At 67.2% G+C, this 15,435-nt stretch carries 15 protein-coding genes; 2 read left to right on the forward strand and 13 right to left on the reverse strand.

Annotated elements, in window-relative coordinates; genetic code table 11:
- Nucleotides 1–28: 28 nt before the first annotated feature.
- From RTW82_RS15505 to pip, 5 genes are all read right to left on the reverse strand, one after another.
- The gene (locus tag RTW82_RS15505) at nucleotides 29–763 is read right to left on the reverse strand and encodes an amino acid ABC transporter ATP-binding protein (RefSeq protein WP_316925697.1); all 735 of its coding nucleotides are present in this window, start codon (nucleotides 761–763) and stop codon (nucleotides 29–31) included.
- Nucleotides 756–1,718: an amino acid ABC transporter permease gene (locus tag RTW82_RS15510; RefSeq protein ID WP_316925633.1), complete on the reverse strand. Its 963-nt coding sequence runs from the start codon at nucleotides 1,716–1,718 to the stop codon at nucleotides 756–758. Before RTW82_RS15510 ends, RTW82_RS15505 begins: the two co-directional genes overlap by 8 nt.
- A gap of 110 nt (nucleotides 1,719–1,828) precedes the next feature.
- On the reverse strand, nucleotides 1,829–2,620 hold the full coding sequence (locus RTW82_RS15515; RefSeq protein ID WP_021221376.1) for a transporter substrate-binding domain-containing protein: 792 nt from the start codon (nucleotides 2,618–2,620) through the stop codon (nucleotides 1,829–1,831).
- 140 nt (nucleotides 2,621–2,760) lie between these two features.
- Nucleotides 2,761–3,198, reverse strand: coding sequence for a D-aminoacyl-tRNA deacylase (gene dtd, locus RTW82_RS15520; protein ID WP_184489699.1), 438 nt, complete (start codon nucleotides 3,196–3,198; stop codon nucleotides 2,761–2,763).
- A complete protein-coding gene (gene pip / locus RTW82_RS15525; RefSeq protein WP_184489700.1) occupies nucleotides 3,198–4,175 on the reverse strand; it encodes a prolyl aminopeptidase in 978 nt (325 codons plus the stop codon). The genes dtd and pip overlap by 1 nt, the downstream gene beginning before the upstream one ends.
- A gap of 92 nt (nucleotides 4,176–4,267) precedes the next feature.
- On the opposite strand from pip, the gene RTW82_RS15530 reads away from it, so the two are divergent.
- Both RTW82_RS15530 and RTW82_RS15535 read left to right on the forward strand, forming a co-directional pair.
- A complete protein-coding gene (locus tag RTW82_RS15530) occupies nucleotides 4,268–4,699 on the forward strand; it encodes a hypothetical protein (RefSeq protein WP_031288443.1) in 432 nt (143 codons plus the stop codon).
- Nucleotides 4,696–5,169 (forward strand): NUDIX hydrolase, encoded by a 474-nt coding sequence (locus tag RTW82_RS15535; protein WP_316925698.1) that lies wholly within the window; start codon nucleotides 4,696–4,698, stop codon nucleotides 5,167–5,169. The genes RTW82_RS15530 and RTW82_RS15535 overlap by 4 nt, the downstream gene beginning before the upstream one ends.
- Before the next feature lie 758 nt (nucleotides 5,170–5,927).
- Here the strand turns inward: RTW82_RS15535 and hutG are convergent.
- The 8 genes from hutG to hutH (RTW82_RS15575) form a co-directional block, all read right to left on the reverse strand.
- Entirely contained in the window at nucleotides 5,928–6,731 is an 804-nt protein-coding gene (gene hutG / locus RTW82_RS15540) for an N-formylglutamate deformylase (RefSeq protein ID WP_316925634.1), read from the reverse strand.
- Nucleotides 6,724–7,932: an imidazolonepropionase gene (hutI, locus tag RTW82_RS15545; RefSeq protein ID WP_316925635.1), complete on the reverse strand. Its 1,209-nt coding sequence runs from the start codon at nucleotides 7,930–7,932 to the stop codon at nucleotides 6,724–6,726. Before hutI ends, hutG begins: the two co-directional genes overlap by 8 nt.
- On the reverse strand, nucleotides 7,929–9,482 hold the full coding sequence (gene hutH / locus RTW82_RS15550; RefSeq protein ID WP_316925636.1) for a histidine ammonia-lyase: 1,554 nt from the start codon (nucleotides 9,480–9,482) through the stop codon (nucleotides 7,929–7,931). The genes hutI and hutH (RTW82_RS15550) overlap by 4 nt, the downstream gene beginning before the upstream one ends.
- A gap of 7 nt (nucleotides 9,483–9,489) precedes the next feature.
- Nucleotides 9,490–10,305: a glycine betaine/L-proline ABC transporter ATP-binding protein gene (locus RTW82_RS15555; protein WP_021221195.1), complete on the reverse strand. Its 816-nt coding sequence runs from the start codon at nucleotides 10,303–10,305 to the stop codon at nucleotides 9,490–9,492.
- The gene (locus RTW82_RS15560) at nucleotides 10,302–11,153 is read right to left on the reverse strand and encodes an ABC transporter permease (protein WP_271659272.1); all 852 of its coding nucleotides are present in this window, start codon (nucleotides 11,151–11,153) and stop codon (nucleotides 10,302–10,304) included. The genes RTW82_RS15555 and RTW82_RS15560 overlap by 4 nt, the downstream gene beginning before the upstream one ends.
- A gap of 47 nt (nucleotides 11,154–11,200) precedes the next feature.
- Complete coding sequence (locus RTW82_RS15565) at nucleotides 11,201–12,169, reverse strand: ABC transporter substrate-binding protein (protein WP_316925637.1); 969 nt, start codon at nucleotides 12,167–12,169, stop codon at nucleotides 11,201–11,203.
- Between the two features lie 346 nt (nucleotides 12,170–12,515).
- Nucleotides 12,516–13,835, reverse strand: a complete 1,320-nt coding sequence (locus tag RTW82_RS15570) for a Na+/H+ antiporter family protein (RefSeq protein ID WP_271659275.1) — start codon at nucleotides 13,833–13,835, stop codon at nucleotides 12,516–12,518.
- Between the two features lie 66 nt (nucleotides 13,836–13,901).
- A complete protein-coding gene (hutH, locus tag RTW82_RS15575; protein ID WP_316925638.1) occupies nucleotides 13,902–15,434 on the reverse strand; it encodes a histidine ammonia-lyase in 1,533 nt (510 codons plus the stop codon).
- Between the last annotated feature and the right edge of the window lies 1 nt (nucleotide 15,435).

A 15,435-nucleotide genomic window follows, 5' to 3' on the forward strand; every position in this document is an offset into this window, starting at 1 on the left:
AAAGGGCCGCATCGCGGCCCTTTTTTCGTTACAGCACCTGGCGCAGGAAGGATTGCGCGCGCGGGTCCTGTGGCTGGTCGAAGAACTGCACCGGCGGCGCGTCCTCCAGCAACTTGCCGTGGTCGAAGAACAGCACGCGGTCGGCCACTTCGCGGGCGAAGCCCATCTCGTGGGTGACGCAGACCATGGTCATGCCCTCGACGGCCAGCTGCTTCATCACGTCCAGCACCTCGCCGACCATTTCCGGGTCCAGCGCCGAGGTGGGCTCGTCGAACAACATCACCTTGGGTTCCATGCACAGGGCACGGGCGATGGCCACGCGCTGCTGCTGGCCACCGGAGAGGCGCGAGGGGTACTCGTCCACCTTCTGCGAGATGCCGACCTTGGCCAGCAGCGCCCGGGCCTTCTCCTCGCGCTCGGCCTTGCCGCGCTTGCGCACGACCTTCTGCGCCAGGCAGAGGTTCTCCAGCACCGTCATGTGGGGGAACAGGTTGAAGTGCTGGAACACCATGCCCACCTCGCGGCGGTAGGCATTCACGTCGGTCTTCGGGTTGGCGAGGTCGACGCCGTCGATGCTCACCGAGCCGGAGTCCAGCTCTTCCAGGCCATTGAGGCAACGCAGGAAGGTGGACTTGCCGGAACCGGACGGGCCGATCACCACCACCACTTCGCCACGGGCCACCTGGGTGGTGACGTTATCCACCGCGCGCACCTCATGGCCACGGGCATCGAAGACTTTTATCAGCTCACGGACTTCAATCACTTTGCGCAAGCCTCCGTTCCAGGCGGTTGGCGATCTGCGACAGGGGCAGGTTGATCACCAGGTACAGGGCGGCGACGCAGAACCAGATCTCGAAGGTCGAGAAGGAGGTGGTGATCGCCTCGCGGCCGCTCTTGGTCAATTCGGTGATGGCGATGACCGACACCAGCGAGGTGTCCTTGACCAGGCTGATGAACTGCCCGGCCAGGGGCGGCAGCACGCGTTTGAAGGCCTGGGGCAGGATCACGTGGCGCATCGACTGCCCGGAAGACAGGCCGAGGGAACGCGCCGCCTCGTTCTGCCCACGGGCGATGGACTGCACGCCGGCCCGGACGATCTCGCCGACGTAGGCGCCGGTGAACAGCGCCAGCGCCGCCACCCCGGCGAACTCGCGGGACAGGTCGAGCACGGTGCCGATGAAGAAATAGAAGATGAAGATCTGTACCAGCAGCGGCGTGCCGCGCACCAGCTCGACATAGACGGTGGAGAGGTCGCGCAGGGTGGGGTTCGGCGAAAGCCGGCAGAGGCCGGTGAACAGGCCGATGGCCAGGCCGAAGGCACCGGAAAGGACGGATATCCACAGGGTGGTCCAGAGGCCCCAGAGCAGCGGCCCGGCGGCCCAGTGGCGGGTCACGCCAACCACATCGCCCTCGGCGACGTCATCGCCCTGGGAAACCTGCAGGCTGTCCTTGGCGATGACCAGCTGCTGTTCCTCGCCGGCATCGTTGACCAGCGTCACCCGGGCGTTGGCGCCCTCCTCGGCGATGACATCGACCCGCGCGTACTCGGCGGCGCGCTGGGCTTCTTCGGCGTGGTAGGCGAAGTACTGCGGCACGCGGTTCCAGCGCCACTCGTACGAAATCAGGGAGGTTGAATACCAGAGGCCATAGGCGACCACGACCAGGATCAGGCCGGTCAGTACGTGCCAGGGCCAGGTGCGACGTTGTTTTCTAGTCACGGGCTATCTCTTTCATGGCGGGAGGCCATAGAAGGCAAAAAGGCAGGCCCGGCCTCGTGAGCCGGAACCTGCCGTCTGCAGCGTGAAGCGTCAGGGCTTCGCGGCTGCGATTACTCCATATCCTTCAGCCAGGCGGTGTTCTTGAACCATTTGGCATGGATGCGATCGTAGGTGCCGTCCTTCTGGATCTGGTGCAGCCAGTTGTTGATCCAGTTGATGCTGTCGTAGTCACCCTTCTTCAGGCCGAAGGCCAGGGGCTCGTAGGTGAAGGGCTCTTCCAGGTACACCAGCTTGCCGGCGCCGGCCTTGTTCACCGCGACCACGTTGTAGGGGGCGTCGTAGATGAAGGCATCGGCCTTGCCGTTGACCACGTCCATCACCGCTTCCTGCTCGTTGTCGAAGCCGTTGTACTTGGCCTTGGCGATCAGCTTCTTGGCGACCATCTCGCCGGTGGTGCCGATCTTCGAGGTGATGCGGTACTGGGCGTCGTTCAGGTCCTTGTAGGACTTGATCTTGCCTTCCAGCTCCTTGCGGATCAGCAGGGTCTGGCCGACCACGATGAAGGGCTCGGAGAAGTTGAGGCGCAGGTTGCGCTCCTGGGTCAGGGTCATGCCGGAGCCGATCATGTCGAACTTGTCGGTCAGCAGGGCCGGGATGATGCCGTCGTAGCTGGTGGAAACCAGTTCCAGCTTGACGCCCATCGCCTTGGACATGGCCTTGAGCAGGTCGACTTCGAAGCCAATGATCTCGCCACGCTTGTTGGTCATTTCGAAGGGCATGTAGGTCGGGTCCATGCCGACGCGGAGGGTGCCGCGCTTGACCGCATCATCGACGACGCCAGCGTGTGCCAGGCCGGTGACGGCGCAGGCGGAGAGCAACAGGGATGCGAGAAGCTTCTTCATTCTTACTCCTGATTGGGCAGATCGTTTTATTGTTGGCAGCCCACGGACGACGGGCAGGCGGCAGATGCTAACCGCCCGCGCCGTGGATGGCGAGTCAGAAGCAAGAAGTACGCCAGATTCGGACGGGTGGAGCGCGAGGCCTAGCTTTCCAGCAGGAAGGTGACCGGGCCGTCATTCACCAGGTGCACCTGCATGTCGGCGCCGAAGCGGCCGGTCGCCACCTGCGGGTGCTTGAGGCGCGCCTGCGCCACCAGGTAGTCGAACAACTCCTCGCCCAGGGCGGGCGGGGCGGCGCTGGAAAAGCTCGGGCGCAGGCCGCTGCGAGTGTCGGCGGCCAGGGTGAACTGGGACACCAGCAGCAGGCCGCCCCCCACCGCGCCGAGGGAGAGGTTCATCTTGCCCTCGGCATCGGCGAACACACGGTAGTTGAGCAGCTTGTGCAGCAGCTTGTCGGCGCTGGCCTGGCTGTCCTGGGGCTCGACACCCACCAGCACCAGCAGGCCCTGGTCGATGGCACCGACGGTTTCGCCAGCGACGTCCACGCGGGCCGCGGAGACCCGTTGCAGCAAGCCCTTCATCAGGCCTCTTCTTCCGGCGGCAGGTCCAGCAGGCGGCGGGCGATCTGGTCGGTGGCGCGCACCAGCGCATCGGTGATGCCCGGCTCGGACGCGGCGTGGCCGGCATCACGGACGATCTGCAACTCGCTGTTGGGCCAGGCCTGGTGCAGTGCCCAGGCATTGTCCAGCGGGCAGATCACGTCGTAGCGGCCGTGCACGATGATGCCCGGCAGGTGGGCGATCTTGTGCATGTCGCGCAGCAACTGGTTGGGCTCGAGGAAGGCATCGTTGACGAAGTAGTGGCACTCGATGCGGGAGATGGACAGCGCGCGCATCGGCTCGCTGAAGCGCTCCACCACCGGGCCGCTGGGGCGCAGGGTGGCGGTGCGACCTTCCCAGGTGGACCAGGCCTTGGCGGCGTGCATCTGGGCGATCTGGTCGCTGCCGGTCAGGCGCTTGTGGAAGGCCTGCAGCAGGTCGCCCTGCTCGTCGGCCGGGATCGGCGCGACATAGTCTTCCCAGTAGTCGGGGAACAGGCGGCTGGCGCCACCCGCCTGGTAGAACCAGGTGATCTCCTGGGGACGGCAGAGGAAGATGCCACGCAGGATCAGCGCCTGCACACGTTCCGGGTGTGCCTGGGCATAGGCCAGGGACAGGGTCGAGCCCCAGGAGCCACCGAACAGTACCCACTTGTCGATGCCCAGGTGCTCGCGGATGCATTCCAGGTCGGCCACCAGGTCCCAGGTGGTGTTCTTCTCCAGGCTGGCATGGGGCGTCGAACGGCCACAGCCGCGCTGGTCGAAGGTGACGATGCGGTACAGGTTGGGGTCGAAGAAGCGGCGGCTCAGGGCGTCGCAACCGGAGCCCGGGCCGCCGTGGATGAACACCACCGGCAGGCCGTCGGGCGAACCGCTCTCGTCGACGTAGAGCACATGCGGTTCGTCCACCGCCAGCTCGTGACGGGCGTAGGGCTTAATCTCCGGAAACAAAGTCTGCATTCTGGGCTCCGATACTCTGCGTAAGCTCGACCCCTTGCGGGTCTCCGCCACCTGTCCTGCCGGGCATCATAACGAGGAAAAGGGAGTTAGGCATGTCACCTGGGAAGATGATTTTCGCGATCGCATTGATTCTAGTCGCGCTCACCGGGTGCGGCCGCGATGATCCCGCCGCTGCGCTGGATGCCGCGGTACAGCAGCTGCAGGACAACCTCGAAGCGAAGAAGACCAGCGCGGTGATCGACCAGTTGCACCCGCAGTTCAGCGCCCAGCAGGAGTTCGACCGTGAATGGGCCAAACGCACCATGACGCTGTTGTTCCTGCGGCACAAGAATGTGCGCATCCTGGCCCTGGGCAAGGCCAACCGCATCGACCCGACCTACAGTACCAAGGGCTACACCGAGGCCCAGGTGGGGCTGGCCGGCGCCGAGGGGTTGCTCCCCGACGCCGCGCGACACTACGCCGTGAAGCTCGAATGGTGGCTGGAGGACGGCGAATGGAAACTGGCACGGCTCACCTGGGAATAGCCCCCAAGCTGCAACACCGCATCCGCGCCGCCGGCCTGCTGGTGGAGGCCGGGCGCATCCTGCTGGTCAAGCACGTGGTCGGCGACGACACCTACTGGATACCACCGGGCGGCGGCTTCGAATCGGATACCGATGCCTGCACCCGCGACACGGTGAAGCGCGAGTTCTTCGAAGAGACCGGGCTGGTGGTGGAAGTCGGCCCGCTGGTCTACGTCCGCGAGTTCGCCGAACCGGCCATGGGCCGCTTCCATATGGAGCTGTTCTACCGCATCGACGCCCACCACGGCGAACCCACCCTGGCCAACCTCAAGGGCCTGGGCGGCGACGAGTTCGACATCCGCGAGCTGGCCTGGATCAGCCGCGAAGAACTGGCCGCCCTGCCCTTCTACCCCGCCGAGCTGCTGGACGACACCTGGGACCGCATCGCGCCCACCTTGCCCACCATCCGCCATCTCGGGTTGCAGACCTAGCCCGGAACGGCTCCTGTGGGAGCGAATTCATTCGCGAAAAAAACGAACGGTGGGCTGAAGCGGAGCGCCGCCCGGCCCACCCTACGAGAGTGCCGCTCCGGCCATCGATGGGATTCGCTGCGCTCTTCCCATCCTACGAAAGCCCTTCACCGCATGCCCCTGTAGGGGCGAATTCATTGGCTCTGTCTGCGTTAAGTGTTGCTAGAAGAATTGAGCCCAGCTGATTGCCGAGCTCTGGTGATGTCTCTGGTTTCGCCCCCCCGGGCGAGTCTCTTTTGGCAGTCGTCGGGATGCCGAACCACAAAAAAGGAACCAAAAACGCTTGCCCCATCATCCGGCCCGACTGCGTCGGGTTCCCTCACTCCATCGCCGTTACTCGCTACGCTCGCCCTTCGGGCCGCACTGAAGTGCGTTCGCCGCAAGCGTCGTCTGGGGGCCGGCGCGATGGGCCATCCATGGCCTGGCGCGCCTCTCGCGGCATCCATGCCGCTCGTCCCCCGGCGCAACGACTGCGTTCGGCCTCCTGGAGGGGCGTTGGCGGCTGCCCCACCTTTCTTCGTCCAGCGCATCGCCACGTGGTGCGCACGGGCTTTCGTAGGATGGTGTAGAGCGAAGCGAAACCCATGCGGTGGCGGTGGCACGAACCCTTGGGTGCCCGGAAAAGGCCGTGCTTGAGCGCTTGCATTAAAACCACAACAGCTAACGCAAACAGAGCCAATTCATTCGCCCAAGGGCCGCGAAGTGACCCCGGACCGCAACTATTTCCCGTACCGCTCCCGCCCCCAGGCGAGCATTGCCAGCAGCAGTTGGCGGATGACCTTGCGGGTGGGCACGGCGAGGTCTTCGCGGAAGGCGAAGGGTTCGACTTCGTTCATGTAGGTGCGCTGGGCCAGTTCCAGCTGCACGGCGTGGATGTGCTGGTCGGGCTGGCCATAGTGACGGGTGATGTGGCCGCCCTTGAAACGCCCGTTGAGCACATGGCTGTAGCCCTCGGCGCGGGCGCAGACGCTGACCAGCGCATCGGCCAGGCCGGGGTCGCAGCTGGCGCCGGCGTTGGTGCCGAGGTTGAAGTCCGGCAGGTAGCCATCGAACAGGCGCGGGATGAAGGCGCGGATGGAATGGGCGTCGAACAGCAGGGCGTAGCCGAACTCGCGCTTGAGCCGCGCCAGCTCCTCGGCGATGTGGCCGTGATAGGGCCCCCAGATGCCTTCCAGGTAGCCGGCACGCTCCTCGGCCGAAGGCTCCGCGCCGTCACGGAACAGCGGCTGGCCGTCGAACATCACGTCGGGGAACAGACCAGTGGTGGCGGTGGCGTAGAGCGGCTTGTCGTCCGACGGGCGGTTGAGGTCGATGACGTAGCGCGAGTAGTTGGCGGCCAGCAACCCGGCACCCAGTTCGGCGGCGAAGTCGTAGAGCAGCGGGATGTGCCAGTCGGTGTCGATCAGCGAGCGTGCGCCGTCAACCAGGCCGGCTTCCACCGCCGGGGTCAGGCAGGTGCCGGGGTGCGGCATGCTGATCAGCAGCGGCACGCGGCCGGGGGTGAAGTCGAGGACGTTATCCAAGGTCGATCTCCTGTCCGTGGCGCACCACCCGCTTGGGCAGATCGCCACCGAGCCAATAGGCCAGTTGCGCCGGGCGCTCGATGTCCCAGGCGACGAAGTCGGCGAGCTTGCCCGCCTCCAGGCTGCCGCATCGCTCGGCCAGGCCCAGAGCGCGGGCGGCGTTGAGGGTGACGCCGGCCAGGGCCTCTTCCGGGGTCAGGCGGAACGAGGTGCAGGCCATGTTGAGCATCAGGCGCAGCGACAGCGCCGGCGAGGTGCCGGGGTTGAGGTCGCTGGCCACCGCCATGGCCACACCGTGGCGGCGCAGGGCGTCGATGGGCGGCAGCTGGGTCTCGCGCAGCAGGTAGAAGGCGCCGGGCAGCAGCACGGCGACGGTGCCGGCGGCGGCCATGGCGATGGCGTCTTCCTCGGTCATGTACTCCAGGTGGTCGGCCGACAGCGCGCCATAGCGCGCCGCCAGACTGGAGCCGTGCAGCGACGACAGCTGCTCGGCGTGCAGCTTGACCGGCAGGCCCAGCCCGCGCGCGGCCTGGAACACCCGCTCGACCTGGGCCGGGGAGAAGGCCAGGTGCTCGCAGAAGGCATCCACCGCATCCACCAGGCCTTCACCGGCCAGCTGCGGCAGGATCTCGGTGCATACCCGCTCGATGTAGTCATCGGCACGCCCGGCGTATTCCGGCGGCAGCGCATGGGCGGCCAGGCAGGTGGTGGTCACCGTCAGCGGCAGCGTTTCGGCGAGGCGCCGGGCGACCCGCAGCATCTTGCGCTCGCTGGCCAGGTCCAGGCCGTAGCCGGATTTCACCTCCAGGGTGGTGACGCCGTCGCGCAGCAGCTGCCGGGCGCGCGTCACCGCGCTGGCCAGCAGTTCATCCTCGCTGGCCTCGCGGGTGGCGCGCACGGTGCTGGCGATGCCACCGCCCTTGGCGGCGATCTCGGCGTAGCTGACACCCTCCAGGCGCTGTTCGAACTCGGCGCTGCGGTCGCCGCCGAACACCAGGTGGGTGTGGCAGTCGATCAGCCCCGGGGTGACCCAGGCGCCGCCCAGGTCGATGCGCTCGGCGCCCGTGGTGTCGGGCGCCTCGGCCAGCGGACCGACCCAGCGGATCAGCTCGCCGTCGGTGAGCAGGGCCCCGTCCTCGATCATCGAGTAGCGCCCGCCCTGCAGGGTGGCGAGACGGCAGCCGTGCCAGAACCTCTTCATTGCAATCCTCCTGTCCGTGTGGAAACCGTTTCCAGGGCCGGCCCGTCGCGCAGCAGCGTCACGGCCGAACCGATGTCGGGGGCCAGCCAGCGGTCCTCCTCGTAGGCGGGCACCCGCTCACGCAACAGCGCCCGGGCGGCCGCAGTGCCGGCACCGGTGGCCAGCTCGCCGAGAAACTCCTGGGCCTGGGCGGCCAGCAGGTACTCGATGGCCAGTATCTGCCGGCAGTTGCCCAGAGCGCGGCCGAGCTTCAGCGCGGCACTGGTGCCCAGGCTGAGGTGGTCTTCCTGCAGGCCAGAGGTGACGAAGTTGTCCACCACCGCCGGTTGCGCCAGGTGGCGGTTCTCGCCGGCCAGGGCGGCGGCCACGTACTGCAGGATCATCATCCCCGAGTTGACCCCGGGGCGGCTGACGAGGAAGGCCGGCAGGCCGCTGACCAGCGGGTTGACCAGGCGATCCAGGCGCCGCTCGGCGATACCGCCCAGCTCGGCCACGGCTATGGCCAGGAGGTCGGCGGCCATGGCCACGGACTCGCCATGGGGGTTGGCCTGGGAGATCACCCGGTAGTGGTCCGGCGTGCCCAGCACCAGCGGGTTGTCGTTGGCGGAATTGAGTTCGGTCTCCACCTGGCGCGCGGCGTGGTCGAACTGGTCGCGGCAGGCGCCGTGCACCTGGGGGATCGAGCGGATGCTCAGGGCGTCCTGGGTGCGCAGGCCCTGGCTGGCGGCGATCACCTCGCTGCCGGCGAGCAGTGCGCGCAGGTTGGCGCCGACCTGCTGCATGCCTGGGTGCGGCTTGAGTTCGAGTATCGCCGGGTCGAAGGCGGCGAGCTGGCCGCGCAAGGCCTCGAAGCTCATGGCGCCGATCACGTCGGCCCAGCGCAGCAGGTGCTCCAGGTCGGCCAGGGCCAGGCAGGCCAGGCCGGTCATGCAGGGCAGGCCGTTGACCAGGCAGAGCCCGTCCTTGGCGCCCAGCTGCAGCGGTTGCAGCCCTTCGGCGGCCAGCGCCTGGGCGGCCGGCACCACGGCGCCGCGATGGCTCACCTCGCCGACGCCCAGCAGGGCGATGCCGACATGGGCCATGTGGGTCAGGTAGCCCACCGAGCCCTGGGACGGCACGCGCGGGGTGATGCCGCGGTTGAGCAGGTTGAGCAGCCCTTCCACCACCTGCGGCTGCAGCCCGGACTTGCCCTGGCTGTAGTTGGCGATGGCGCAGCAGATGATGGCGCGGGTCTGCTCGTCCTCCAGAACCGGGCCGACGCCGCAGGCGTGGCTGAGCAGGGTGTTGCGCGACAGCGCGGCGAGCTGGTCGCCCTCCAGCAGGATGTCGCTCAGGGCCCCCAGGCCGGTGCTGATGCCATAGGCGCGCTCGCCACGCTCGACGATGCGGCGGACGATGGCGTGGGCGTTGTCGATGCGTGCCCAGGCAGCTGGCGACAACTCCAGGCGGTGGCCGCCTCGGGCCACGGCCACCACGTCGCGCCAGCGCAGCGCGCCGTCACCGAAGACGGTGGTTCCGAGGGCGGCGGGGTTGGTCTTCACGATGTCCATGCCGCCCTCACAGGTTGGCCACGCGGCGCTGGACGAAACGGTCGACGTAGTCGTCAGCGGGCTGGTGGAGGATTTCACGGGGCGCGCCGACCTGGATCAGCTGGCCGTCCTTGAGGATGGCGATGCGGTTGCCGATGCGCACCGCCTCGTCGAGGTCGTGAGTGATGAAGACGATGGTCTTGTTCAGGCCCTTCTGCAGCTCCAGCAACTGGTCCTGCATGTCGGCGCGGATCAGCGGGTCGAGGGCGCTGAAGGCTTCGTCCATGAGAATGATGTCGGTGTCCGCCGCCAGCGCCCGGGCCAGGCCCACGCGCTGGCGCATGCCGCCGGACAGCTGGTGCGGGTAGGACTTCTCGTAGCCGGCCAGGCCGACCGTGGTGATCCAGTGCTGGGCGCGCTCCTGGCACTGCGCCTTGCTCTCGCCGCGCACCTTGAGGCCATAGGCGACATTGTCCAGCACGCTCTTGTGCGGCAGCAGGCCGAAGCTCTGGAACACCATGCTGATCTTGCGCCGACGGAAGTCGCGCAGGGCCTGCATGTCGTAGCGCAGGATGTCCTCGTCATCCACCAGGATCTCGCCGCTGGTGGGGTCGATCAGGCGGTTGAAGTGGCGCACCAGGGTGGATTTTCCCGAGCCGGACAGCCCCATGATGACGAAGATTTCCCCCGCCTCGATGGACAGCGACAGGTCGTTGACCCCCACCACGCAGCCGGTGGCGGCCAGAACCTCGGCCTTGCTGCGCCCCTGGCGGATCAGCGCCATGGCCTCCTCCGCACGCGGGCCGAAGATCTTGTAGACGTTCTTCACCTGGATCTTGCTCATTGGCTGGCCTCATGGCGGGAGCGGCCGTAGGCCTGGGTGATGCGGTCGAAGACCACGGCGAGGATGACGATGGCCAGGCCCGCCTCCAGGCCCTTGCCGACGTTGAGCGTCTGGATGCCGATGAGCACGTCCTCGCCCAGGCCCCGAGCGCCGATCATGGAGGCGATCACCACCATCGACAGCGCCATCATGGTGGTCTGGTTGACCCCGGCCATGATGCTCGGCAGCGCCAGCGGCAATTGCACGCCGAACAGTTGCTGCCAGCGGTTAGCGCCGAAGGCGTTGACCGCCTCCATCACCTCGCCGTCCACCTGGCGGATACCCAGGTCGGTGAGGCGGATCAGCGGCGGTGCGGCGTAGATCACCGTGGCGAAGATGGCCGGTACCTTGCCCAGGCCGAAGAGCATCAGCACCGGGATCAGGTACACGAAGCTGGGCATGGTCTGCATGATGTCCAGCAGCGGCATCAGCAGCGCCCGCAAGCGGTTGCTGCGCGCCGAGAGGATGCCCAGCGGGATGCCGATCAGCACCGAGATGAAGGTGGCCACCAGCATCAGCGCCAGGGTCTGCATGAGCTTGTCCCACAGCCCCACCGCGCCCACCAGGAACAGCAGGCCGGTGATCACCAGGGTCGGCAGGACGCGGCGGGTGGCGTGCCAGGCGATGGCCGCCACCAGCGCCAGCATCAGCCACCAGGGCGTGGCGCGCAGCAGCCACTCCAGGTTGACGATGGCCCACAGCAGGGTGTCGGAGATGTGCCGGAACACATCCCCGTAGTTGGTCACCAGCGCATCGACCCAGCGGTTGACCCAGTCAGCGATGGAAAATGTGAAGCGTTCGGGAAACATGGGGAGCTCTCTCCGGATGGGTGGATGCGGCTGGCGGTTTCAGGCGGTCAGAGCGAGGCGTCGACCTTCTTCGCCGCATCCTCGCTGACCCAGGCGTGCCAGACCTCCGGGTGCTCCTTGAGGAAGGCCTTGGCGAGCTTGTCCGAGGCGATCTTCTCCTTGGCCATGCGTGCCAGGTTCTGGTTCAGCAGGTCGATGGGCAGGTTGACCTTCTTGAGCATTTCCACCAGTTCGGGCGCCTCATCGTGGAAGACCTTCGACAGGCCCACCTGGATGGTCACGCGCTTGTCGACGCCGGGCTTCTCGTCCAGTTTCACCAGGTCGGCCTGGCCCATCAGCGGCGTCGGCGACCAGTAGTAGAAGAGAATAGGCTCGCCACGGCGGTAGCTGGACAGCACCGCGGCATCCAGCGCCGGGCCGGTGCCGGGGCGGAAGTTGGTGAATGTGTCTTCGAGGCCGTAGTCCTTGAGCATCTCGCTGTTTTCCAGCTCGCAGGTCCAGCCGGCCGGGCAGTTGTAGAAGCGGCCCTTGGACGGCTCTTCCGGGTCGCGGAACAGCTCGGCGTACTGGCCCAGGTCGGCGATGGCCTTGAGCTTCGGCGCCTTGGCTTCCAGGCCGCGCTTGGCGTCGCCTTCCACCAGGTAACGCGGCACGTACCAGCCTTCCACGGCGCCGACGATCGGAGCACCCACGCCCACCACCTTGCCGGCCTTCTCGGCCTTGTTCCAGGCGTCGCTACGGCCGATCCACTCCTCGGCGAAGATCTGGATGTCGTTGTTGCCCAGGGCCTGCTCCATGGTGATGGAGTTGCCCGGCAGGCTGTCGCTCTCGCAGCCGTAGCCTTGCTTGAGGATGATCTGCAGCAGGTCGGTGAGCAGCATGCCGCTCTCCCAGTTGAGGCCGGCGAACTTCACCGGTTTGCCGGCTCCGCACCAGCTTTCGGCCTGGGCGGTCCCATGGCCCGCCAGCAGCCCCACGGCACACACCAGGCCCAGCATTTTCTTGATGAATCGCATGTTCCGACGCTCCTTGAACTTGGTAAGGGTTAAGGCAGAGCAAATGCCCGGAGGGCAGGCCATCGGTTTCCGGGCAGGAAACCGGCAAGAGCCGGTTCCCGTACGTCGGCGACGACGAATTATCGTGAATGGCGGGTACGCCCAGGCGCCCCGCTCATCCCGCGTACGACCACTCAGTCATCCAGACTCAACACGGACGGCATCTCCTGCCGCCCCTCACCAGCGCCCGGCCGCACCCAGATGAACCAGGCGATGACCAGCAGGGCGATCCACACCGCGCCTACCTGCAGCGCGGCCTCACAGCGGTCACCGCTCCAGGCGGTGACCTGACGGATTGAAGTCCCCTCTACAGCACCATCGCCGCCACCCAGCCGAAGGCCAGCAAAGGCAGGTTGAAGTGCAGGAAAGTCGGTATGACAGTGCCCCATATGTGATCGTGCTGGCCGTCGGCAGCCAGCCCAGCCGTCGGCCCCAACGTGGAGTCGGAGGCTGGCGACCCCGCATCGCCCAGGGCAGCAGCAGTGCCCACCAGGGACAGGGTCGCCAGAGGCGAGAAGCCGAAGCCTATCGCCAGTGGCACGTAGATGGCGGCGATGATCGGCACGGTGGAAAAGGACGAGCCGATACCCATGGTGATCAGCAGCCCTACCAACAGCATCATGAACGCCGCCAGCGCGCGGTTGCCGCCCACCAGTTCGGCGGAATGGGCCACCAGGGACTGGATTTCACCGGTGGCCTTCATCACCCCGGCGAATCCCGAGGCGGCGATCATGATGAAGCCCACCAGGGCCATCAGCCGCATGCCCTGGAGGAAGACCCCGTCCTGTTCGTTCCAGCGGATCACCCCGCTCATGGACACCAGCGAGAACCCCACCAGGCCGCCAAACACCATCGAGCCGGTCCAGAGCTGCACCACCAGGGCCAGTACCAGCGCCAGCAGCACCATCGTCAACTGCCGGCGAGACAGGCGCGCCGGGGCCTCGCCCTCCTCCCCCGCCACCGGCCGGTCGGCATAGACGCGAGGCTGGCGGTAGCTCCAGAGCAGCGCCAGTAGCAGGCCGAACACCATGCCAAGCGCCGGGATCAGCATGGCAACCGGCGCCATCTCGCGGGACACCAACTGGCCACTGCCGGCACCGTTGATGTTGGCCACCAGGATGTCGTTGAGAAAGATCGAGCCGAAGCCCAACGGCAAGGTCATGTAGGTGGTCGTGATGGCGAAGGTGATCGCGCATGCCACCGCCCGGCGGTCGAGTTGCAGCCGGTTCATCACGTGCAGCAGGGGCGGCACCAGCAGGGGGATGAACGCAATGTGCACCGGCACCAGGGTTTGCGAGGCGACGCCGGCCAGCACCATGGACAGCAGGATGGCCCACTTGATGAAGCGCCCCCCGCCCTCGCCCAGCCGGCTGGTCAGGTTGGTGGACAACCGCTGGGACAGGCCGGTACGGGACAACGCTATGGCGAAGGCCCCCAGCGTCGCGTACGCAAGGGCCACGGGGGCACCGCCACCCAGGCCTTCATTGAAGGACTTCACCACCGTTTCCATCGGCAGGCCGGCGAACAGCCCGCCCACCAGTGCCGAGGCGATCAGGGCGAAGACCACCGAGACCCTCAGCATGCACAAAGCAACCATGACCAGTACGGCCAGGATGATCGCGTTCATAACCACTCCTTGTTCTTGTTCTGTCAGACGGGCCGAGCGCACGGCCCGCTGGGGTGGGGGGTGGGCTCAGAGGCTCGGTAGCAAGCCCGGCGGCACCAGGGCATTGAGGCAGCCGCTGGCCAGCAGCGCGCTGGCGGCCTCGATGTCCGGGGCGAAGAAACGATCCTCCTGGTAGTAGGGCACCTGGCCGCGCAGCAGGGCGCGGGCCTCTTCCAGCTTCGGCGAGCTCTTCAGCCCTTCGCGGAAGTCCAGACCCTGGCAGGCGCCCAGCCACTCCACGGCGAGGATGCCGCGCACGTTCTCGGCCATGGCCCAGAGGCGCTTGCCGGCGTTCGGCGCCATGGAGACGTGGTCTTCCTGGTTGGCCGAGGTGGGCAGGCTGTCGACGCTGTGCGGATGGGCCAGCGCCTTGTTGTCGCTGGCCAGGGCGGCAGCGGTGACCTGGGCGATCATGAAGCCCGAGTTGACCCCGCCGTTGGCTACCAGGAAGGGCGGCAGCTGCGACATGTGCTTGTCCATCATCAGCGAGATGCGCCGCTCGGACAGCGAGCCGATCTCGGCGATGGCCAGGGCCAGGTTGTCGGCGACCAGGGCCACGGGCTCGGCGTGGAAGTTGCCACCGGAGACCACGTCACCCTGCTCGGCGAACACCAGCGGGTTGTCGGATACGGCGTTGGCCTCCACCTCCAGCACCTCGGCGGCCTGGCGCATCTGGGTCAGGCAGGCGCCCATCACCTGCGGCTGGCAGCGCAGGGAGTACGGGTCCTGCACCTTGTCGCACTGGGCGTGGGAGCGGGCCACCTCGCTGCTCTCGGTGAGCAGCGCGCGGTAGGCGGCGGCGGCGTCGATCTGCCCGCGCTGGCCACGGGCGGCATGGATGCGCGCATCGAAGGGCGCCCGCGAGCCAAGCATGGCCTCGACGCTGAGGCCACCACACACGGTGGCGGCGGCGAACAGGTCCTCGGCCTCGAACAGCCCGCGCAGCGCATAGGCGGTGGAAGCCTGAGTGCCGTTGAGCAGGGCCAGGCCCTCCTTGGCGGCCAGGGTCAGCGGCTCCAGCCCGGCGATGGCCAGGGCTTCGGCGGCCGGCAGCCACTGGCCCTTGTGGCGGGCGCGGCTCTCGCCGAGCAACAGCAGGGACATGTGCGCCAGGGGGGCGAGGTCGCCGGAGGCGCCCACCGAGCCCTTGAGCGGAATGTGCGGGTAGACCTCGGCGTTGATCAGGGCGATCAGCGCGTCGATCACCTTGCGACGGATGCCGGAGAAGCCACGGGCCAGGCTGTTGACCTTGAGCAGCATGATCATCCGCACCAGGGCGTCGTCCAGCGGCTCGCCGACACCGGCGGCGTGGGACAGCACTAGGGAGCGCTGCAGCTTCTCCAGGTCCTCGCGGGCGATGCGGGTGGAGGCCAGCAGGCCGAAGCCGGTGTTGATGCCGTAGGCGGTACGGTCCTCGGCGATGATGCGCTCGACGCAGGCGACGCTGGCCTCGATGGGCGCGTCGGCGCTGGCGTCCAGGCTCACGCGTACCGGCCCGAGGTGGACCTTGCGCAGTTGGGCCAGGGTCAGTTGGCCGGGGTGCAGATGGAGGTCGAACATG

It is taken from the genome of Pseudomonas sp. zfem005 (assembly GCF_032621735.1).
GTDB classification, from domain to species: Bacteria; Pseudomonadota; Gammaproteobacteria; order Pseudomonadales; family Pseudomonadaceae; genus Metapseudomonas; species Metapseudomonas solani.